Source organism: Komagataeibacter sp. FXV3 (genome assembly GCF_015155755.1).
GTDB lineage: Bacteria > Pseudomonadota > Alphaproteobacteria > Acetobacterales > Acetobacteraceae > Komagataeibacter.
Genome location: NZ_VWPI01000022.1, coordinates 34,732 through 56,811 on the forward strand (window position 1 = coordinate 34,732; position 22,080 = coordinate 56,811).

The 22,080-nt window shown below is 61.6% G+C and carries 15 protein-coding genes; 6 read left to right on the plus strand and 9 right to left on the minus strand.

Going from position 1 to position 22,080, the window contains the following annotated elements:
• The first annotated feature begins 317 nt into the window (after positions 1 to 317).
• Both F1542_RS02370 and F1542_RS02375 read left to right on the plus strand, forming a co-directional pair.
• Complete coding sequence (locus tag F1542_RS02370; RefSeq protein WP_193731623.1) at positions 318 to 1,364, plus strand: aldo/keto reductase; 1,047 nt, start codon at positions 318 to 320, stop codon at positions 1,362 to 1,364.
• A 195-nt stretch (positions 1,365 to 1,559) separates the two neighbouring features.
• Positions 1,560 to 2,900 (plus strand): hemolysin family protein, encoded by a 1,341-nt coding sequence (locus F1542_RS02375; protein WP_346011743.1) that lies wholly within the window; start codon positions 1,560 to 1,562, stop codon positions 2,898 to 2,900.
• Between the two features lie 10 nt (positions 2,901 to 2,910).
• Here the strand turns inward: F1542_RS02375 and F1542_RS02380 are convergent, their stop codons facing one another.
• The 3 genes from F1542_RS02380 to F1542_RS02390 form a co-directional block, all read right to left on the minus strand.
• The gene (locus tag F1542_RS02380; protein WP_193731625.1) at positions 2,911 to 3,114 is read right to left on the minus strand and encodes a hypothetical protein; all 204 of its coding nucleotides are present in this window, start codon (positions 3,112 to 3,114) and stop codon (positions 2,911 to 2,913) included.
• Between the two features lie 74 nt (positions 3,115 to 3,188).
• Positions 3,189 to 7,370, minus strand: coding sequence for a hypothetical protein (locus F1542_RS02385; RefSeq protein WP_227672404.1), 4,182 nt, complete (start codon positions 7,368 to 7,370; stop codon positions 3,189 to 3,191).
• A gap of 97 nt (positions 7,371 to 7,467) precedes the next feature.
• Positions 7,468 to 8,433 carry a hydrogen peroxide-inducible genes activator gene (locus F1542_RS02390; protein ID WP_193731626.1) on the minus strand — a complete coding sequence of 322 codons (966 nt, stop codon included), beginning with the start codon at positions 8,431 to 8,433 and terminating at the stop codon, positions 7,468 to 7,470.
• A gap of 144 nt (positions 8,434 to 8,577) precedes the next feature.
• On the opposite strand from F1542_RS02390, the gene ahpC reads away from it, so the two are divergent.
• The 3 genes from ahpC to F1542_RS02405 all read left to right on the plus strand — a co-directional run bounded on the left by ahpC (position 8,578) and on the right by F1542_RS02405 (position 12,460).
• Positions 8,578 to 9,141: an alkyl hydroperoxide reductase subunit C gene (gene ahpC / locus F1542_RS02395; protein WP_010508485.1), complete on the plus strand. Its 564-nt coding sequence runs from the start codon at positions 8,578 to 8,580 to the stop codon at positions 9,139 to 9,141.
• A gap of 76 nt (positions 9,142 to 9,217) precedes the next feature.
• Entirely contained in the window at positions 9,218 to 10,801 is a 1,584-nt protein-coding gene (gene ahpF / locus F1542_RS02400; protein ID WP_193731627.1) for an alkyl hydroperoxide reductase subunit F, read from the plus strand.
• A 267-nt stretch (positions 10,802 to 11,068) separates the two neighbouring features.
• Positions 11,069 to 12,460: an NAD-dependent succinate-semialdehyde dehydrogenase gene (locus F1542_RS02405; RefSeq protein WP_193731628.1), complete on the plus strand. Its 1,392-nt coding sequence runs from the start codon at positions 11,069 to 11,071 to the stop codon at positions 12,458 to 12,460.
• A gap of 126 nt (positions 12,461 to 12,586) precedes the next feature.
• Here F1542_RS02405 and F1542_RS02410 read toward each other — a convergent pair whose 3' ends face one another.
• From F1542_RS02410 to F1542_RS02425, 4 genes are all read right to left on the minus strand, one after another.
• Positions 12,587 to 14,161, minus strand: a complete 1,575-nt coding sequence (locus F1542_RS02410; protein WP_193731629.1) for a glucoamylase family protein — start codon at positions 14,159 to 14,161, stop codon at positions 12,587 to 12,589.
• A gap of 307 nt (positions 14,162 to 14,468) precedes the next feature.
• Positions 14,469 to 15,977, minus strand: coding sequence for an efflux transporter outer membrane subunit (locus tag F1542_RS02415; protein WP_227672405.1), 1,509 nt, complete (start codon positions 15,975 to 15,977; stop codon positions 14,469 to 14,471).
• Positions 15,978 to 15,982: 5 nt separating this feature from the next.
• Positions 15,983 to 17,518 carry an MDR family MFS transporter gene (locus tag F1542_RS02420; RefSeq protein WP_193731631.1) on the minus strand — a complete coding sequence of 512 codons (1,536 nt, stop codon included), beginning with the start codon at positions 17,516 to 17,518 and terminating at the stop codon, positions 15,983 to 15,985.
• A complete protein-coding gene (locus tag F1542_RS02425) occupies positions 17,515 to 18,678 on the minus strand; it encodes an HlyD family secretion protein (protein ID WP_227672406.1) in 1,164 nt (387 codons plus the stop codon). Before F1542_RS02425 ends, F1542_RS02420 begins: the two co-directional genes overlap by 4 nt.
• A gap of 116 nt (positions 18,679 to 18,794) precedes the next feature.
• Between F1542_RS02425 and F1542_RS02430 the strand changes: the two genes are divergently transcribed.
• Entirely contained in the window at positions 18,795 to 19,436 is a 642-nt protein-coding gene (locus F1542_RS02430) for a TetR/AcrR family transcriptional regulator (RefSeq protein WP_193731632.1), read from the plus strand.
• 130 nt (positions 19,437 to 19,566) lie between these two features.
• On the opposite strand, the gene F1542_RS02435 is transcribed toward F1542_RS02430, so the two are convergent.
• Both F1542_RS02435 and F1542_RS02440 read right to left on the minus strand, forming a co-directional pair.
• On the minus strand, positions 19,567 to 20,397 hold the full coding sequence (locus F1542_RS02435; protein ID WP_193731633.1) for a class III extradiol ring-cleavage dioxygenase: 831 nt from the start codon (positions 20,395 to 20,397) through the stop codon (positions 19,567 to 19,569).
• A 394-nt stretch (positions 20,398 to 20,791) separates the two neighbouring features.
• The gene (locus F1542_RS02440; RefSeq protein ID WP_227672409.1) at positions 20,792 to 22,057 is read right to left on the minus strand and encodes an OprO/OprP family phosphate-selective porin; all 1,266 of its coding nucleotides are present in this window, start codon (positions 22,055 to 22,057) and stop codon (positions 20,792 to 20,794) included.
• Positions 22,058 to 22,080: the final 23 nt, after the last annotated feature.

Genomic DNA, 22,080 nt, shown 5'->3' on the forward strand with positions numbered 1-22,080 from the left:
CCTTGCTGCGGTTATCCATGACGAATCAGGCCTTATGGACTTCATCATGATGGATCGATGCACGCAACCCATGCCGTATCCGGGCACGCAGGTATCAGGCAGCAGCCCATATAAAACGATAAATAATGTACATTTACGGAAATATCATGCTGTCCGGTTGAAATGATCGGCCATCCTGTTACCGTCCTGTCATGGATGGGGGAAGGCATGTGTCCGCGCGGTCGCGTCCGCAGGGGCATGATGGTCGTCATGGCTGTCCCTATCCCGGTTGCGCAGCGCAGGCGTGTCGGTTTTTTTTACAACCAGCAGGGTTTCAGATGAAGCAACGTGAACTTGGGCGTACCGGTATCAAGGTCAGCGAGATCTGCCTTGGTACAATGACATTCGGCCAGCAGAATACGGAAGCAGAGGGGCATGCCCAGCTTGATATGGCCGTGGCGAATGGCATCAATTTCATTGATACGGCCGAGCTGTATTCCATCCCCCCACGCGCCGAAACCCATGGTGCGACGGAGCGGATCATCGGCAGCTGGCTTAAGGCCCGCGGCGGGCGTGAGCGTCTGGTTATCGCCAGCAAGGTGGTGGGGCGTGGCACTTCGCCATGGTTCCGCCCCGGGGGCGAGGAAACGCGCCTGACCCCGAAACAGATCCGTTACGCGCTGGATGGATCGCTGCGCCGACTGGGCACGGATTACATCGACCTGTACCAACTGCACTGGCCGGACCGGAAGGTGGGCCTGTTCGGGGCCGGGGGCAATACGTTCACCACTGTGCCCGATGCCGATGAGGTGCCGATTGCCGAAACGCTGGACGTGCTGGGTGAACTGGTGAAGGAAGGCAAGATCCGCCATGTCGGCCTGTCGAACGAGACCGCATGGGGCCTGTCGCAATACCTGTCGGCAACCCGCAATGGTGCGCCGCGCGTTGTGTCGATCCAGAATGCCTATAACCTGATCAACCGCACGTTCGAAATCGGGCTGGCGGAAATGGCGCTGCGCGAAGGGGTGGGGCTGCTGGCCTATTCACCGCTGGCGCAGGGATACCTGACTGGCAAATACCTTGATGGCGCGCGGCCCGCCGGTGCGCGCACGACCCTGTTCAACCGTGGGCAGCGATATGAAAAACCCGGTGTGGATGATGCCGTTCGTGCCTATATCCAGCTTGCACATGAATACGGGATCGATCCGGCGCAACTGGCCATCGCCTTTGTCACGTCGCGTCCGTTCGTGACATCCAACATCATTGGCGCCACCAGCACGGCCCAGCTTGAGACCATTCTGGGGGCGGAAAACGTCACCATTACCCCCGAACTGCTGCAGCGGATCAACGCCATCCACCAGGTCCATTCCAACCCCGCGCCCTGACCCGGCGGGCCATGGCGTGCGGTGTGGGGCCGTGTCGCCATGGTTGTTCCCCATGCCGGGACGGGCGGCCTGCATTTTTATCAACGATCCGTAATGTAATATAAGTAAAAAACGATTTCACCTGATTAAACATATCTGTGCGGATTTATAAAGTTACATGCTATATTGCATGGCCGTCATTTTATGGGTGTCCCGGTGATTTTGTTTTTTTCTGGCCTGATCGCGCTTGTCCTTCTGGTTGCACTTAATATCTTCATTTCACTGTCTGAAATATCCTTTGCCGCGGCACGCGACGCACGCCTGCGTTCGCGTGCGGAAGCGGGCGATGAACGGGCCACCGCGTTCCTTAAGCTGCGGCGCAACAGCGGGCAGGTCATGACCGTCCTGCAGATATGCCTCAATGGCGTGGGTGTTCTGGGCGGCATGATCAGTTCGGAAATGATCGCGCCCTCCGTCACCCATGGGCTGATGGGGTGGGGCCTGCCGTCCCCGACCGCGGAAACGCTGGCCTCGGTCTTCGGGTTCGTGCTGGTGACGGGACTGTTCGTGCTGTTTGCCGACCTGCTGCCCAAACGTGTCGCCATGAACGCGCCAGACAAGATCGCACTGGCTGTCGGCTGGTTTCCCGCTACCGCGCTGAAGCTGCTCTATCCCATCGTCTGGGTGTTTTCCAAGATGTCGGACGCCATCCTGCGCGCCCTGAAGATCCCGGCGGCATCGGCGGTCGAACCGGTCACGCCAGAGGACCTGCGCGCGATCCTGGCCGCGGGCACGGCATCGGGCGTGCTTTTGGAACAGGAACACCAGATGATCCAGAACGTGCTGGGCCTGCAGGACCGTTCGATCACGTCCGCCATGACCCCGCGTGATGAAATCGTGTTCCTCGACCTGCAGGAAACGATCGAGGAACAGAAAACCAAGGTCCGCGCCAAGCCCTATTCGCGCTATCCCCTGTGCAATGGCGGGCTGGACAATGTCATCGGTTCCATCCGCGCGGAAGACGTGCTGGCGGCCGTGGTGGATCGTGACCCGACCCAGCCGCCCGCCAAGGGGCCGCAGGGTGCGCTGTCCAGCGGCAACGCGATCTTTCAGGTGCGGCGCGATGTCCTGTCCGTGCCCGAGACGATCAACCTGTGGGATACGCTGTCGCAGTTCGACACCCATGGCGCGGGCTTTGCGCTGGTCGTGAACGAATACGGGCTGGTGGTGGGGCTGATTACCTTCAAGGACATCATGGGCGCCCTGATGGGTGGGCTTGCCAACCCGTTCGAGGAACAGCTGATCGTGCGCCGTGACGCCAATTCATGGCTGATCGACGGCGCAGCCTCCATCGGTGACGTGCGCCGCGAACTGGAGGCCGCCGATCTGGATGAAGCCGGGCCATTCGACACCATTGGCGGCTTTGTCATGCACCGCCTGCGCCGCATGGCACGCAAGGCCGACCGGGTCGATACGCTGGGTTTCCGTTTCGAGGTGGTTGATGTGGAAGGTTTCCGCATCAACCAGCTGCTGGTCACCCGGCTGACCGGGCCGTAACCCACAGGGATTACGGCCTGCCCATGCCGCCCCCGCCGCCCATATAGGGACCACCATATCCGCGCCCGGGCCCGCCATACCCGTTTCCGTAACCGCCACGGTTATAGCCGTCATACCCACCACGGTGGTGGTGATGGTGATAGCGGCCATCATGGCACCCCGCGACGGACAGGCCGATGGCCAGGGCGATGAATAACCTGATGGGACGTGTCATGGGAAAACCTCCATTACCTGCCATGACAACGTCATGGCGGTGCGAAGGTTTGGGTCATGTGGCCCGAATACATGCTAGCGGCGGCGTTTGCGTACAATCAGCCCATGCATGGCACGGGCTTTTTTCAATATGGGCTGGAAAGTCGCGCGATCCGTCTGCGCCAGGTCGGTCAGCAGGGACGTGGCTTCATGCACCGTATGCAGTGCCACGTCATAATCCTTGTAGGTAATCAGGTACTGCGCCAGATCGAGCAGGCACTGCGCCAGTTGCGGGCGGAATTCCTGCGGGTAACTGGCGGCAAGGATACGGTACAGCGACAGGGCTTCCTTCAGCGCCACCAGCGCCTGATCCAGCTGTTCCAGCCCGTTATGGCATAAAAAGACCCTGTACAGGCTGTCCGCGTAACCGGCGCGGTGATGGTCGGGATCACTGGCATACAGCCCGGCGTAAAGGGTCACCGCTTCCTGTGCGGATTCCAGTGCGTCCGCCCATGCGGGGCCGCCGCCCTGCCACTGGCACATGCATAACCGGACAAGGAAACTGGCCAGATCGGGCAGGAACTGTTCGGGGCATGTTTCGGCCAGCGTGCGGTACAGTGCCACGGCGTCAAGGGTATCGGCCAAGGATTCATCCCTGCCTGTCGCCGCCTGCCGCAGGCGGGGCAGGGCGCGCAGGCATTCAGCAAGCGGGGCTGATAAATTGGCCGGTTCCTGTCCGGCCAGTCTGGAATACAGGTCGATCGCTTCTGTGACGGCCTGCAACGCGGCGGCATGCTGCCCCAGCGTGTCATACAGGCTGGACGCACGGGCCAGGTTTGCCGCCAGCGCCGGTTCAAGCGCCTCCAGTCCGGGCAGTGATATGGGCGAATCCTGTTCAATAAGCGTGCGGAACCGGGATATGGCCTGCGTTGTGGATGCCAGCGAACTTTCGGTCTGGCCCAGATGCTTCTGGCACATGCCCAGCACGCTGTATTTTTTGGCCAGTTCCCATTCAAAACCCGCTTCGCCCTTGTCAATCAACTGTTCGTAAATGGCGATTATGGCTTCGGCAACCCGCCGCATGTCGTCATACTGGCCCAGGGTTTTGTAGATATAGGCCAGCATGTCCATGCTGTGCGCCAGGGCGACATGGCGCTGGCTGTCGTTAATGATCTGTTTGTCTATGCGGCCGTGATGGACGGATATGGCGCGCTGGATGGCCTGCAATGCCTGCCCGGGCTGTCCGTTGTCCAGCAGCCGCTGTGACAGTTTTTCCAGGTTGCCGATCAGAACCGGCGTGAAAATGGCGGGGTGCTGGTGGACAAGTGCGGTAAGGTCCTCGGCAGTTTCATGCCACAGGGCAAAAAACGCATCCTTTGCCGCGCTGTCCTCGCATGGCATGTCTTCCAGTTCGGAAAGGATCCGCTTCAGTTCGTCGGCAAATGTCTCGGGACGCAGGGCGGCGAGTTCCATCATCATGCGCAGGCCTTCGTGCCATGGCGCGTGCATCTGTTCGAACTGCCCCATTTCCAGCGTTATCACTGCCTGCCACAACAGGAAGGTGGCCAGATTCATGCGTATCTGCAGGTTGTTCGGGTTCCGGGCCGAGATGTCGCGGTGCAGGGCCATCACGTCATGCAACAGGACAAGGCATTCCTCCGCCCGGTCATCCATCAGCAGGCTCGCGGCATCCCTGAATGCATCCAGCAGAGCTTCCTGAAATTTATCAGGATTCTTCCGGGTCAGGTCCATGTACAGCCTGACGGCGGCGATACTGCTGACAATGGCCTCGTCGTGCCGGTCCCACCTTTCCTGACGCTGTGACAGTTCGCTCAGGATATGGGCCTGCCGGGGCATGAAGCGCTCCGGGTCCGTCCGGGCCAGTGTGTCATACAGGCTGACGACTTCCTGCATGACCCGTATGTTTTCTGCCCCTATCGCCGGATCGATGGGGGATGTGTCCGCGCTGAACCGTTCAAGCACCCGCGCCAGCGGCGCGCTGAAGGCCTCCGGTGCTTTTTTCGCCAGTATCCGGTACAGCCGGATGGCTTCACGTAGGGTATTGTTACCGTCGTTCACCCGCCTCAGCCCGTCGTGGCACAGGGCAAGGGTATCAAGGTATGCCGCCAGCTCGGGCATGCCCGCCCCCTGCCACCGCTCGGTAAACGCGGACTGGAGCGAGACCGCTTCCTCCAGGGATTTCAGCGCGGTTTCGTGCCGGGCCAGCGCCATCTGGCGGTTGGCAAGCTGGTGCAGGCTGTCCGCCAGTGCGGGCTGGAACGTATCGGGGTAATCATGCGCCAGTCCCGTGTACAGGATCACCGCCTCCAGCGCGGTTTCGCGTGCTTCCTCATACGCGTGCAGGCCGGCCTGGCATGATGACAGCAGCAGCAGGCTTGCAGCCAGGTCTGGCCTGAACGTCACCGGATTGGTGTCAGCCAGCTGGGTCTGGATGGCCATGGCGCGGCGTAGCGTCTGTCGCGCCGCCACGAACTGATCGAGGCCATGCTGGGCGCGTGCCACCTGATACAGGCTGCGGGCACGGTAAGGGCGGAAAGTGGCCCGATCCCCTTCCGCCAGTGCGGTATAGGTCGCCACGGCCTGCTGTGCCATGGGCTGGGCCGCAGCCGGGGCATCCAGCCCGTTGTCGTACCGTGCGATGTCATACAGGCTGGCGGCGGCAGCCGGGCGGCAGGCACGATCCCGCGCGGCAAGGCCGGTCTGGACCGCCACGGCCTCGCGCGCTGCATGTCGTGCCTGTTCCAGCTGCCACAGATCGGCATGGCGGTGGAACAGGGCGGTCAGCGCCCGGCCCAGCGGGGCGGTGGGGCCCGATGCTGTGTCCGCGCGCAGGGTGGCTGTCAGCCTTTCAACCACATCCAGTGCAATGACCTGTATTTGTGATCCCTGCCGGGGCAGGTACCGGGCCAGTGCCTGCAATGCATCACGATCCGCGCCGCACAGGCCGATCAGATGCTCGAGCAATGCAAGGGGCTGGTTATCCCCGATTTCCCATGCGGCCTGGCAGGCGCGGACCGTTCCGGCAATCAGCGGCAGGCGCAGGGATGGGGTGGCAGGCAGCCGGTCCAGTATGTCCGTCCCCTGCGACATGGCCAGATGCATGCCAAGCGCACCGGCCACCATGCCCGGCAGGGACACGGCCGTGCCGCCGTCGCAACCCGGCTGGGCCATGCGCACGGCATGCAGGCAGGCCTCCATCGGGGCGGACGCATCCTGCTGGCTGGCCGGGGCTTCGGCCCTGGCAACCTGTTGCTGTGTGGCCGGGGTCATGCCACCACATAATGCGCTGATACCGGTCAGGTGCCAGGCCTGCGGCCGCAGGTCTGCCGGTATGCCGCCATCCGCCTGCCACAGGGCTTCGATGCGGCGAATTTCTTCTTTCACCATCCGCGACAGGAGGGACGGGACGCCCAGCGTACGGGCAGCAAGCAGCCCCTCACGCGCCGCGACAAACCCCATCGCGATCAGGAACAGCGTCGAACCCTCCCGTGCCAGTTCATCCAGCTTGTGGCGCAGCATCATGGCGGTATCGACGGGGGGCGCATTGCCGCTGGTGGCGCGATAGGCGGCGGCAAAAACCGCGTATCGGGCATCGGCCCCGTTCAGGGGGGGCAGGTCAGGCCACTGTGCAGGGGACAGCAGCGCGGCCAGGGCGGAATCAGCCGCATTGTCCGGGCTGAAAATGTCCTCCACCCACAGGGAGTCCAGTCCCGCGCGTTCCAGCAGGACCAGACGCAGCGGATGTGTGGCAGGACGGGGCTGGCGGACCAGCGCGCGCAGCCATGCCCTGACCTGTGCGACCCGGCTGGCCGCGTTGTCGATAATGACCAGCGTGGGCTGCTGCCAGACCGTGGTGAAGGGTATATCCGTGAAAATTTCCGCATTGCCGGGTGGCAGGAAACCCGCCATCCAGCCATCTTCGCGTGCGCGGGCAGCCAGTTCGGTGCCCAGGCGCGTCTTGCCCTGTCCCGGCCTGCCGGTAATGATCTGGACCGACACGTCCCGGGTCGTGTCCGCCATCCACTGGCGCAGCGCATCCAGCTGTTCCCCATGCCCCTGGAATGGGATGTCATGGCTGTTGCCGGGATACAGGATCTGGGCCAGTGACCGCCGGCTGCCTGTTTCCGCCGGGACGGGGGCACAGGCGCCCAGATCCAGGGAATGGCTGATGAATTCCGCGGTTCCCGGTTCGTTACAGGTTATTTTCAGGACTGTATTTCGGGTCCGGGATTCATGCATGCGGTGATTGCGGCTCATTACCTGACTATACCCATGGATGAAAAGCACGATAAAGAGACTTTACGCGCCATTATGGTCCGACGTCCCTGAAAAACACCAGCCGGACCCGCCATGGTCATGTGGGTCTGGTGTGCGTCCCGTCCTGCGGTGGGGGCGGAGCATCGACCGGCATGCAGCCTTCGGGCGGGTTTTCGCGCAGGAAGCGGGCAAATTCGTCAAATGCCGGGCCGCGTGGGTCGGACGTGCGCCAGACAAGCCCGATCGTGCGACCCGCGCCGGGCAGGGGGGTTACGGTTATCAACCCGTCCCATTCGCCCCGGTGGCGCAGCGCAAGACGGGGGATCAGGGAATATCCCTCACCCGCGCCAATCATGTGCCACAGCATTTCAAGGCTGGTGGCCAGGCGCGACGGGTCACGCTGTGGCGACATGCCACACAGCGCCAGCGCCTGATCGCGCAGGCAGTGCCCGTCTTCCAGCAAAAGCAGGTCCGGCCCCTTCAGGTCCGGCATCGTCAGCGCCCTGCGCCGGGCCAGGAGGTGGCTGGCGGGAAAGGCGGCCAGAAACGGTTCGCGGAACAGGGGCGCACACTGGAATCCTTCATCGCTGACTGGCAGGGCCGCGAACACCACATCCAGTTCATCATGCCGCAGCATCCGCAGCATGGTATCCGTCAGGCTGTCGGTCAGCTGCAGCTTCAGTTGCGGATAGGCCCGTCGCAGCAGGGGCAGCAGGTCAGGCACGTAATAGGGGCCAAGGGTTGCAATGATCCCCATGCGCACCACGCCTTCCAGCGGGCCGGTGCGCGCACGCGCGGCCTCGATCATGGCGCGGGCGGCGGCCAGCACGTCGCGCCCCATCGCGATCAGGCGCGCGCCATCGGGTGTGACCGTTACATGGCGACGCGTGCGTTCGAACAGGACCACACCCAGCAGCGATTCCAGCTTGCGCACCTGTTCCGACAGGCCGCCCTGGCTTACGCCACAGCGTTCCGCCGCACGGGAGAAGTTGCGCAGGTCATCCACCGCCACCACATATTCGATGTCGCGCAGCGACAGGCCCGAAAGAGGAATATAATTCATATCTATAGATAGGACCGATTTCGTGGCATTTGTAAAAAGGTTTTTCCGATCAGACCCATTGACAGAAACGGTTTCACCCCATTTCGTATTTATGGGACAGATACCCGGTCAATAACTGACAAGCCAAAGCAAGGAGCATTCCGCATGGCACGCATCAATTCGTCTCTGAAGCCGTTCGAGACAGACGCCTTCCACAACGGAAAGTTCATCAAGGTGAGCGATGCCGACGTGAAGGGCAAATGGTCCGTCTTTTTCTTCTATCCGGCGGATTTCACCTTCGTCTGCCCGACGGAACTGGAAGACCTGGCTGAAAATTACGAGACGTTCCAGAAGCTGGGCGTGGAAATCTACTCGGTCTCGACCGACAAGCATTTCACCCACAAGGCATGGCACGACACGTCACCGGCCATCAGCAAGATCAAGTTTGTCATGCTGGGCGACCCGACGGCCCACATCGCACGTAATTTTGATGTTTATATCGAGGAAGCGGGCGTGGCCGACCGCGGCACCTTCCTGATCGATCCGGAAGGCCGCATCCAGTACATCGAAATCACCGCTGGCAGCGTCGGCCGCAGTGCCGCCGAACTGATCGCCAAGATCGAGGCCGCGCAGTATGTCGCGTCCCACCCTGGTGAAGTCTGCCCCGCGAAGTGGAAGGAAGGCGGCGCCACGCTGACCCCGTCGCTGGACCTCGTCGGCAAGATCTGACGCCCATGGCCGTGGCCCGACCCTGCGGGGCCGGGCCACCCACGCCACCTTTTCCCAAAGAGCGGAGTCCATTCCCATGTTGCAAGATCCCATCAAGACGCAGCTCAAGGGTTATCTGGCCAGCCTTGCGCACCCGATCGTGCTGGAGGCCAGCCTGGATGACACCCCCAAATCGCGTGAGATGCATGAACTCCTGCATGAGGTCGCCGCCCTTTCGGACAAGGTGCAGGTGTCCGAGACAGGGCAGGCCACCCGGCGGCCCAGTTTCGTCATCCGCCGTGATGGCGCGAAAACGGGGGTGACGTTCGCCGCCATCCCGCTGGGGCATGAATTCACCTCCTTCGTGCTGGCGATGCTGCAGGTCGGTGGTCACGCGCCAAAGATCCCCGATGATGTGGCCGCCCAGATCCGCGCCCTGCCGGGACCATACAATTTCGAAACCTATGTCGCCCTGTCGTGCCAGAACTGCCCCGATGTGGTGCAGGCACTCAATGCGATGTGCGTGCTGAACCCCAACATCCATAACGTCACGATCGACGGGGCGCTGTTCCCTGATGAAGTCGCGGCGCGCAACATCATGTCCGTGCCGCAGGTTTACCTGAATGGTGAACTGTTCGAGACGGGACGCATGGAAATCGAACAGATCCTGGCGAAACTGGATGCTGACGCCCCACGCCGGGCCGCGGAAAAGCTGAAGGATGTCGCGCCGTTTGATGTCCTGATTATCGGGGAAGGCCCCGCTGGCGCATCGGCTGCGGTCTATGCCGCGCGCAAGGGGCTGCGTACGGGATTGCTGGGCGACCGCTTTGGCGGGCAGGTCATGGATACCGCCGGGATCGAGAATTTCATCTCCATTCCCGAAACCGATGGCCCGAAGCTGGCGGCGGCGCTGGAGGCGCATGTCCGTCAGTATGATGTGGACATCATTTCCGGCCAGCGTGCCAAGGAACTGTTCCCCGCCACCCAGCCCGGCGGCCTGCATGGCGTCGTGCTGGAAAGTGGCGCGATCCTGCATTCCCGCACGGTCATACTGGCCACTGGCGCACACTGGCGGCATCTGGGCGTACCGGGTGAGGAGGAATACCGCAACAGGGGCGTCGCCTACTGCCCGCATTGCGATGGCCCCTTCTACAAGGGCAAGCGCGTGGCCGTGGCGGGCGGTGGCAATAGCGGGGTGGAAGCGGCCATCGATCTGGCCGGTATCGTGGCCCACGTGACATTGCTGCAGCGCGGATCACACCTGAAGGCGGACAAGGTATTGCAGGACAAGCTGCATACGCTGTCCAATGTCACGGTCCTGACCGAGGCCCTGACCACGCGGATCGAAGGCAATGATCATAATGTGACCGGCCTGACCTATCGCGGTGGCGATGGTGCGGACCACCATATTGATCTGGAGGGCGTGTTCGTGCAGATCGGCCTGCTGCCCAACACGGGCTGGCTGGAGGGCACGCTGAAACTGAACGACTTTGGGGAAATCATGGTCAATGACCATGGTGCCACCTCGATCCCCGGTGTGTTTGCGGCGGGCGATGCAACAACCACGCCTTACAAGCAGATCGTCATTGCCATAGGCGAAGGCGCGAAGTCTGCGCTATCTGCCTTTGATTACCTGATCCGCGTACCCGCGCCTGCACCGGAAAAGCTGGTTACGGCCTGACATCCGGCCCATCTGCAGGGTAATGAAAGTTTTTGGGCGCCGCCTTTTTGAAAAAAGGCGGCGTTCTTCGAAGCTCTTTGAAAAAAGCTTCACCAGAAACTTCTTTATGGTTTGTCAGGTATTGACATGTGCAGATGCCACGCAACCCGGACGCCTTCATGCCGTTCTGCACGCACAGGCGGCATGAAGGCGGCGTTGGCCGGTTAGGGTGCAACGCCACCGCATGGACCACGCCTGTTGCCTCAAGATCCGGATGGAGACAGGCCAATGGCGTACAAGACAGTCAATCCGTTTACCAATGAGACCATTGCAACATTCCCCGACCTGACGGACACGGAACTGGCGCAGAAGCTGGACCGCGCCCAGGCGACGTACAGGGAATGGTCGAAACTGCCCTTTGCCAGACGCGCGGCCATTGTAGGCAAGGCCGCCGATCTGCTGCGCACGCAGAAAGACAGGTATGCCCGCCTGCTGACGCTGGAAATGGGCAAGCTGTACCGTGAAAGTCTGGCGGAGGTCGAACTGTCCGCTGATATCCTGCAATATTATGCCGATAATGCCGAAACCTTCCTTGCCCCGCAGAAGCTGAAGGAAAAAAGCGGGCGCGGGGATCAGGCCATGGTGGTCAGCCAGCCACTGGGCATCCTGTTCGCCATCGAGCCATGGAACTTTCCCTATTACCAGCTTGCCCGCGTGGTGGGGCCACAGTTCATGGCGGGCAATGTGGTGGTGGTGAAGCATGCGTCCAACGTGCCGCAGGCGGCAGCCGCGTTTGAACAGTTGTTCCGTGATGCCGGTGCCCCCGAAGGGCTTTATACCAACCTGTACGCCACCCGCGACCAGTTGGGCAGGATCATTGCCGATGACCGCGTGATTGGCGTCGCCCTGACCGGTAGCGAGGGGGCAGGGGCCATCGTGGCGTCACAGGCAGGCAAGGCGCTGAAAAAGACCACCATGGAACTGGGCGGTAGTGACGCCTTCATCGTGCTGGAAGATGCCGACCTTGAAAAATCCGTGAAATGGGCGGTCTGGGGGCGCATGAACAACGGTGGCCAGTGCTGCGTTGCAGCCAAGCGCATTATTGTGGCCGACCCGATTGCCGATGCCTTTCTGGACCGGTTTGCGACCGAACTGGGCAAACTCGTCCCCGGGGACCCGATGGATGAAAAAAGCGGTGTCCCGCCCCTGTCATCACAGGGGGCGGCCGATCAGTTGAATGAACAGGTGGAACTGGCGGTCAAGAACGGTGCCAAGGTCATGCGCGTCGGCCCCACGCCCCCCAACCGGGGTGCGTTCGTACAGACCAGCATCCTGACCGATATCACGCCCGATAACCCGGTTTTCCATCAGGAACTGTTCGGGCCGGTCGCCATGTTCTTCCGTGTGCGCGATGAAGATGAGGCCATCGCCCTGGCCAATGACAACCCGTACGGGCTGGGCGGTTCGGTTTTTACGTCGGATACGGCGCGGGGCATCCGGGTGGCGGAACAGATCGAGACGGGCATGGTCTATGTCAACCATCCCACATGGACGACATCCGACCTGCCCTTTGGCGGGGTCAAGCGGTCGGGGTTCGGGCGTGAACTGTCCTCCATGGGCATACAGGAATTCGTCAACAAGAAACTGATTGACGTCGTGCCGATTGATGCTGGTCCGTAAACCGGTTGAAAGAAGTTTTTGGTCAGGCTCTTTTCAGAAAGCTTCAGGGAACGCCGCCTTTTTGGAAAAAGGCGGCGCCCAAGGACTTTTTATTTTCGAACGGTCTTTTATGCAGTCAAAAACACACTACGACGGGTTGGCCGGGGCCGCCGGTTCGCGTGCGGTATCACTGGTCGGTGCCGTCGTGGGGGATTGCGGGGCAAGTTGCGAAGTCCGTGTATCGGGCCGGTCCATTTTTGCAATGGCGGTCCGGGCGGGCAGCCATCCCCCTTCAAACCCGGCGCGTTCCAGCCCGGCGCGGACATAGGGGTTGCGCTTCATCACGTTCCACACCAGCCCGCTGCGCCAGTTTTCGATCATGAGCAGGATCGGACCCTGATCGATGCCCAGATATTCCCGATCGGTCCAGAAGGTCTGCCCGTTGCGGAAACTGGGGTTGAACGCGTCCACGAAACCATAACGCCCATAAATGTTCTGCCCGTACCGGTTTCTCATGTTCCGCAGCGTCGGCAGCACGATTTCAGGTGCGAATGCAATGGATCCGGCAGCGGCGGTGGGGGCTATGGTGCCATCATCCTGCGTATAGTCGCGGCCCGCGCCACGGGCGGAATAGGACAGGAAATGCCGTGACTGCCCATCAATCTGCCGGGTCACGTCACCGGGGCCGTCACAGGCGGTCAGGCCCCACATCGTTGCACTGTAATCCTGCCACTTGCCGGGATTGGCAATGGCATAGGCCCGCTGGGCATAGACGGCACGCCGGCTGTTTTCAAAGTAATCGATCTGCTTTTCCCGCGCCCATGCGTCCTGCATACCGCGGAAATCGATCCACGCATGGGTGTACTGGTGGCCGAACAGCGGCGCGAAGTTCAGGAAGGTCTGGCCATAATAATCGCCCCAGCGCTGGTTGTTGGTGGCCAGCCACGCCTGCCACGATACGGGTGCCAGCGCATGGGTGGGGGAACCAAGGCCCAGGATATAGGCCATCATCCCTTCGCTATAGCCTTCCCAGTAGCTGGGGATGAAGCCGTGTTCGGGACTCCATCCCATGCTCAGCCGGTTGTCGGGGCGGGTCATCCACTGCCAGTTGACGCGTTTGTACAGCTGGTCCGCCAGGTTGCGGATCTCGGTTTCGCGTGGTGTGGAGCGATCGTAGTAGGACTGGGCGAACAGCACGCCCTGCATCAGAAGTGCGGTGTCAATGCTGGACAGTTCGATATCGTGATTGAACCGCAGGCCCGTTCCCTTGTTGAGGAAGTGGTAGTAAAACCCCTGATAACCCATCGCCCCGTCTGCCGTATCATTCTGCGGTCCATCCAGAAGGTCGTGCAGGGTGGCCAGCGTCCGCGTTACGGCCTGCGTGCGGGTGATATAGCCCCGGCTGGCCCCGATACCATAGGCCGTCAGCCCGAAGCCGATGGAGGCCACGCTGCTCAATGTCTGCGGTGACGGATAACGGTCAGGCACCAGCCCCGTTTTTGCATCCCCCGCATCCCAGAACCAGCGGAAGGTCCGGCGTTCCAGATCATCCACAAGGGCACTATCTGCCTCACCGGGGGATACTTGGGGAACGGACGGGCTTGCCGCCGCGTGGCCTGCACCATTATCGACAGCATATGCGGACAGGCCGGGAGAGGATACGGCAAGGATCAGGGCTGACAGGAAGGCACGCGCGTGTCTTCCCCTTGGTCCAGAATGCAAGACTCAGTCTCCCGCCCGTGGCCGTTCAGCCCTTATGAATTCAGATCGGGACGGTGGCAATATCCACGCAGGCGCAAACAGGGGGAAGTTTCATTGCGAAGTGTAACTTATGCCTATGTAAAAAAGCTGTTTAAAAATAAATCATTGATAAATAAAAATAAAAGTTTTTTGGTGCCGCCTTTTTCCAAAAAGACGGTGTTTCCCAAGGCATTTTGAAAAAAGCTTCACCAAAAACTTTCTTATGATTGCAGGGCGTTCCTGGTCCGCCTGTTTCAAATATCCTCTTAAGACCGGCGCGACGCGTTTCTTAACGCCCCGCCGTCCGGGCTGCCGCGGGCGGCGGGGCAGGGGATTCCCAGCCAAGGCCAAGCGCCTTCTGCACGGCAATGTAGTCATTGGTCATGCTGGCCTGCGCCTGTGCCTGTTCGATCTGGACGCGCTGGCGTTCCACATCCAGCACGTCAATGACCGACAGGGTGCCCGCGCGCTGGCGCTGCCGTGCCAATGTCCATGACCGGTCCGACGCCCCGCGCGCATCCTGCAGTTTCAGTACATACTGGCGCTGGTGGCCATAGCGTGACAGCGCGCCTTCCGCATCCTGCAGCGCCGACAGGACAACCCCCTGGTAATGCGCAAGGGCCGCGTCACGACCGCCTTTTGCCTCACCAACGCGCGAATTGGTGCGGGCGAAGTTCAGGATGCTCCATTCCAGTGTCGGCCCGCCCATGTAGGAAAAGCTGTCGCCCGAAAAGAAACGCTGCCCGTTGGCGGCGGTGAAGCCAACCGTGCCGAACAGACTGATCTTGGGAAAATATTGCCCGATGGCCTGACCGATCTGGGCATTGTTGGCGGCAATGTCACGTTCGGCTACGCGTATGTCGGGACGTCTGCGCAACAGGTCGGCGGGATTGCCCACGGGAACCACCGCAGGGGGCAGGGGAATGGGGACGGGTGTGGACAGTTGTGCATCAAGCTGTCCCGCCTCGCGCCCGGTCAGGGTGGCCAGTGCGTCCATATACCCGGCCTGCTGGGCCTGCATCGGGGCAATGGCGGCCTGAACCTGTGACAGCTGGCCTGAAAAGCGTTCCACATCTTCCTGTGACGCCGTGCCCTGCATGCGGCGCTGGCGGGTCAGGTCCAGCATGTTCTGCTCGATTTCAATGGTCCGCTGCATGAGCGCAAGCCGGTGCTGCACTCCGCGCAGGCTGACGTAATTACGTCCCACATCCGCCGCCAGCCGGACCCGGGTATCGGCCAGCTGCGCCATCTGGGCCTCGCTTTGCGCGCGTGCGCCCTCATACCCGCGCCGGTTGCCGCCAAAGGGGTCGATTTCCCAGCTGGCGTCAAAACCCGCGCCATAGGAATCCGACTTGATGGCAGGCGGCAGCGACATGGCATCCGGCTGCCCACTGCCGCCAAGGACGGATGTGATATCCCCCGTCGGCAGGCGCGTACGATCCCAGAACGCGGCCATGCCGCCACCGGGGAAGAACCCGGCAAAGCGTTCACGCTGGGTCGCACGCGCGGTATGCAGCCGTGCCGCCGCCTGTTTCATGTCGGGGCTGTTGCGTAGCGCGGTGGTGACCAGATCCGTCAGCACCGGGTCGTTCAATCCTTCCCACCAGTGCGACAGCGGGGCCTGCGCCGTAGTCAGCGCGGGATCGGCGCGGTGGAAGGTGGCCGCGTGTTCCGCCACGGGGGCCACATGCGGCGGTCCCTTGTAATCGGGGCCTACGGAACACGCCGCAAGCACCGTGACCAGGGCAGCGCCGGCCGCAAGATGGCGGGCGTGACGAAGGGGAAGGAAAGGGGTCATGTCTGTCATCCCACCGTCATGCCGGTGTCTTTGGGCATTGGCTTGATAAGGAATACAAGCGGCATCATCACCAGCAGGGCGATGCCGAATATCCAGAACAGGTCGCCATAGGTCATGACGGTCGCCTGCCGGGTAATCAGCGCGCTGAGGCGCGCCAGCCCGTAATGCTGCACGAATTCCTGCCCCAGCGCGGAATTGGCGGTGACCGTTTCCTCGATACGGGCGGTATGCAGGTCCATCCTGCGGTCATGCAGGGTAGCCACCGCCGCCAGCCCGAACGAACCGCCAAGGTTACGCGCGGCATTGAACAGGCCGGATGCATCTTCGGCATACTGTATGGGCACGGCGCTGGTCGCCGCCTGATTGAGGAAAAGCAGCGAGAAGAACTGCGCAAAGCCACGCACCACTTGTGACCAGAAAAAATGCGGCCCCGCGCTGTCCGGTGACAGATGCGCGTTCATGAAACAGCTGACGACATACAGGAACATGCCAAACGCGATGGCCAGCCGGATATCCAGCTTGCGCACCAGAATGGGAAAGACCGCCAGCATAAGCAGGGTGGGAATGCCGCTTATGGCCGCCACGACACCGGACTGTTCGGAATTGTAGTCGGGGACGGCGGCAAGGAACTGCGGGATCAGGTACAGGATACCATACAGCGCGCCACCCACCCCGAGGCTGAGGACAAACACCCCGAAAAAGCTTTTCTGCAGCAGGATTTTCAGGTGAATGACCGGCTGGCGTGAACGGAACTGCCCGATGACCAGCAGGATCATGCCAATGGCGGACATGATGCTGAGTTCACGGATCATGTCGGATTCAAACCAGCGTTCACGCTGCCCTTCCTCCAGCACCACCGTAAGACCGCCCAGCCCCAGTACCAGCCCCGCCAGTCCGTAATAATCGGTATTGCGGAATTCGCCCCAGTCAATTTTACCCGCGGGCAGGCCGACAAACAGCAGGATGCCCAGCCCGATGCTGATGGGCAGGTTGAGGAAGAAGGCATAATGCCAGCTGAGGTTTTCCGTCAGCCACCCGCCAATGACCGGCCCGATCACCGGCCCAAGGACGGCGGTCATGCCAAACAGGGCGATGCCCACCGGGCGCTGGGCCGGCGGCAGGCGTGTCGCGACGATGGTCATGGCGGTGGGGATCATGGCCCCGCCGGTAAAGCCCTGTCCCACGCGGCCAATGATCATATGCATGAGGTTGGGCGACAGCCCGCACCACATGGAAAAGATGGTGAACAGCACGGCTGCGATCAGCAGGAAATTGCGCAGCTTGAATATGCGCTCGAACCATCCGGCCAGCGGGATCATGACGATTTCAGCCACAAGGTAGGCCGTGGTGACCCATGTGCCCTCGCTGCTCGACGCCCCGATTTCGCCCTGGATGGTGGGCAGGGCCGAATTGACGATGGAGGTATCCAGCGTCGCCATCAGCGCGCCAATGGTGCCCGCCGCCACCGCCAGCCATGCCGCCGCGTCCGCTTTCTGCGGGACGGCGGCGGGGCTGCCATCATCTGGTGGCTGAATGCTCACGACCCGTTGCCGGTCGGGGCTGGGTCATTGACGGCTACGGATGTATCAACCGCCGCCGTGACCGACAGGCCGGGGATCAGCACCACGCGTTGTGCCGCATCGGGCTGGATATGGATGCGCACCGGCACGCGCTGCACCACCTTGGTGAAATTGCCGGTCGCGTTGTCAGGCGGCAGCAGGGCGAACTGCGCGCCCGTGCCCGGCGCGAAGCTTTCGACCGTGCCGTGTATTGTCTCACCGCCCAGCGCATCGACCGATACCCGGACCGGCTGACCCGCGCGCATGCGGCGGATCTGCGTTTCCTTGAAATTGGCCACCAGATAGATGTCCTGCACCGGCACGATGGTCATCATGTGCGTGCCAACGGCGGCATACTGCCCCACGCGCGCACTGCGGTCGCCCACGCGCCCGTCCACTGCGGCGCGGATGGTGGTGGCGTCCAGATCCACCTGCGCGGAACGCTGCTGGGCAATGGCCTGTTCAATACGGGCCTGTGCCTGCAGGATTTCCGCGCGGAAGGTGGCGATCTGCAACTGGGCCGATTTCAGGGCGGCGGTGGCCTGCGCCAGCTGGGCATGGGCCTGTGCGCTGCTGTTGCGCAGCTGGTCGTAATGTTCGTTCGTTTCTGCCCCCGTGGCGGCCAGCGCACGGTAGCGGGCAACCTGCCGGTCGGCAAAATCGACCTGGGCCTGCGCTGCATCGCGCCGGGCCTGCGCCTGTGCGATTTCGGCATCCTGCGCATCGATCTGGGCCCTGGTCTGGATGATCGCGGCATTGCCCTGATCGGCCAGCGCGCGGGCCTGTTCAAAACGGGCGCGGGGGTCGCGTTCATCCATGCGTACCAGCACCTGTCCCTTCGTCACCGCCTGGTTTTCGGCCACCAGCACCTGATCGACAAAGCCCGCCACGCGGGTGGACACCGTGACCTGATCGGCCTGCAGGTACGCATCATTGGTGGACTGGATGAAGCGCCCATGCAGCCACCACTGGACCAGCCACGCCACGAATGCGACCACGGCAACACCGGCAATGCATGCCACAACCAGCTTGCGTATCGCAGCCTTGCGCGGGTCAGCCGGTTTTTTCGTATCGGGCTGTGGCGCGCCGGACGGGGCAGGCTGGCCTGAGGGGGACGGGTCGGTCGGTGAAGTATCAGGCATGCGCCACCATATATGGAACGGTTCGGTACGGTTTTGTTAGGTGGACAATTCCGCGTGGTCAAGCCACATATGGCCGCACAGTTGCGGCAAAACATGTTGGGAACGGGAAAGCTGTAATGTCGACCATGCTGGGCAAGCCGCGCCGTTCAGGCCGCCCGACGCCCGAGGATTCCGCCCGGCTGGACCGCTACCTGCTGGACGTGGCGGGCAGGCTGTTCATCGCCAATGGTTACGCCGGGACATCAATGGGGCAGATCGCGCGTGCGGCGGGGGCCAGCAAGCAGACGATCTATCACCGCTATGTCTCCAAGGAAGCCCTGTTCAAGGCGGTCATCACGCATCTCAGCGCCTCATTGTTGGAAACGGATACGGAAGCCTCCCTGCGTGACCCGTTGCAGGCGCTGAAGGAAGTCTGCCGGATGCTGCTTGATTTCATCATGCGGGACAACGTGATCGCCACGTACCGCATGATGATCGCGGATGGCTATCGCTATCCCGGCCTGATCGACCATGCCATGGATGAAATCGTCGCCCCTTTTCACGGTCGGATCACGACACTGCTGACCGCCGCCGTGGCGGCAGGGCAGATCCGCAGTGGCACGGATAACGAAAACACATCCCGCCTGCTGACCGGGATCATGACCGGATGGCCGATCCAGCAGCGCCTGCTGGGGCTTTACCCCCTGCACGACATGGCGGCACGCGCCGCGTTTCTGGAAGCGGCATGGTCCATGTTCCTGCGCGGGGTGGCAGATTGAGGGGCCGGATACAGCGCATCCGGCCCGGCAGGATCAAGCTGTAATGTGCCGCTGAGGCCTGAAACATGCCGGAACAGGGCGTGAACCCCAGATGCAGCAGGGAAGATGCCGCAGGGAAAAGGTCACCCCATCAGCCAAACCGGAAACCCGACAGCGCCTTGCCCATGACGGTGTCGCTGTAATCACGCACGCCCCGGTCCGTCCCGGCTGCACCCGCGGCGAACATGAGCGGCAGCAGGTGTTCGGGCCGGGGGTGGCAGATCCGTGCGCCCGGTGCGTGGGTCCACTGCGTCAGGGCTTCGGTCCGTATGTCCGGCGGGGATTCCACCGCATGGGTCAGCCATGTGTCGAACTCCTGCGATACGGCGTTTGATTGCGGGTTCTGTGCCATAAGGTGATGCAGGTTATGATACGTCATGCCCGTACCCACGATCAGTACGTTCTGCGCGCGCAGCGCCTGCAATGCCGCCCCGGTCCGTATTTCCATCGCGGCGTTCAGGTCGCGTTGCAGCGACAGTTCGACAATCGGGATATCCGCCTGCGGAAATGCCAGCATGAACGGTATGAACACGCCATGGTCAAATCCCCGTTCCGGGTCCTGCGCGCTGGTGATGCCCGCCCTGTCCAGCAGGGCGCACACCTGTGCCGCAAGCCGGGGAGAACCCGGCGCGGGATAACGTAGCTGGTATGTATGGGGCGGAAAGCCGGAATAATCATAGATCAGTGGCGGGTGCGCGCCGGATGTCACCGTGGGCATTCCCGTTTCCCAATGGCTGGACATGACCACGATCCCGTCAGGACGCCGGGGCAGGGTGGCAGCCACCCCACGCAGGTAGGCTGCCATATGGTCCCATGTATCTGGCCAGTCCATGAAGAAGCATGGCCCCCCGCCATGGGGCAGGAACAGGACCGGCTGCCGTGGCCGTGCCGTATCAGTCTGGGGGCCGGGTTGCTGTTCCATGCCGGTTCTTTCCCTGTCGTGGTCATGAGAAGCTGTTTGAAAACAATGAATTGTTAAAAACTATAAAAGTTTTCGGACGCCATTTTTTTTCAAAAAGGCGGCGTGTTTCGAAGCGTTCCGAAAAAAGCCCGTCACAAACTTCCTTATGATCTGTTCATTCCTGCCATATCGGAATCAACGCCTTGCTGGCGGGTACGTTACGGGAAATGGGTGTGGGTGTGCCAGCCGTTGCGTGACCGGCGGGGGAGACTGCCGGGCTGTCCGGAAGGACATTTTTGGATATTTCCCGAAACACCGTCTTTTTGAAAAATCAGATCTGAAAACATCCTGCAATCATAAGAAAGTTTCTGGTGAAGCTTTTTTCAGAAAGCTTCTTGGTTTTCAAAATGGTCTTTCAGAATTTTATCTGGAACATGGACATGACCGCATGAAAATGTTCGGCAGACGGCGTGCGTGTGACCTGCCCGTATTCATACTGCACGGTCGTGCGGATGATGCCCGTGGGCCACCAGTTCACGGCCAGTGACCCGGTCTGCTGGTCGCCGCCATGTATGGGGCCGGATTCAAGATCGACCTGTGAATAGCGGGCCGCGATTTCCAGCACGCCATAGCCGTTACACAGCACGCTCTGTTTCCTGTCGCATGACGGCGCGGAAAACGCCGCCGTGCGTCCCTTCCATTCCCTCTGCTTTCCATTGATGGTGTAGCCAAGCTGTCCGTACCACCCGTGAAAGCGTAACTGCTCGCTATCGTTATGGATGTTGCTGTTCAGCAGGATGTCATAGGCCTCGCCCTGAAACAGCAGTCTTTTCCATGACACGGCTGCCTCCACCCCGAAGGCACCCCCGCTGTCGGACAGGATCTTTCCTGTATCGAGGTATTTTGAAACCGTCCCCGGATTGATTTCCGGGTTGTCGGACAATGACAGCGCGGGGGCGGCGTTGCGTGCGGAAGCCGGGCGGAAGACCCATTCCCCCGAAAATCCCAGATGGAACAGCACGGAGCGCGTGCGCACCGGCAGGCCGACAAGGCGGAAGGCCATGGCGCGCTGGTTGCCGTTTTCGCCCGGTCCCGCAGTGCCTGCGGTGGCGGACAAGGCGAAATGATAGCGTTTCCCGTATGCTTCCGCCTGCACTGCCTGCCGTTCGATACCCGTGGCCAGGTTGCGCGTCAGGGTGGAGATGCTGGAACGTTCGATAAAGACGGTATCGCCCTGCGCCTGCATGGATTCAAGGCCGAAGCTGGGCTTGAAAATCCCTGCCGTGAATACGAAATGCCGCAGCCCGACATAGGAAACCTGACCTTCAAACAGGCGCATTGGCCCACCGGGCGCGGGACCGAAATCCCATATGGCCCCGATTTCAACCTGTTTGTGGATATTCAGCCGCACACCATTGCGCATGCGCGCGCCCCGTGCCCCCGTGCCTGGATGGGCGGGGGACGCATCGGCAAACCCGCCTACATCAAGCTGGTCCGTTGCATAGGGCTTTATGGTCACGCCATGCAGGTCAATGGTGGGTACGCTCTGCGCGTGGGTGGGGCCAGCGTATAGCAGCACGAAGGCACATAACGCGGACCCGGCTTGCAATCGGCATGACAAAGGGACGACATTCTCCACGCAACGCATCGGGGCGGATCCGCAGCCCCATAGCATGAACATGCGGGAGGGGAGGCGATCAAATA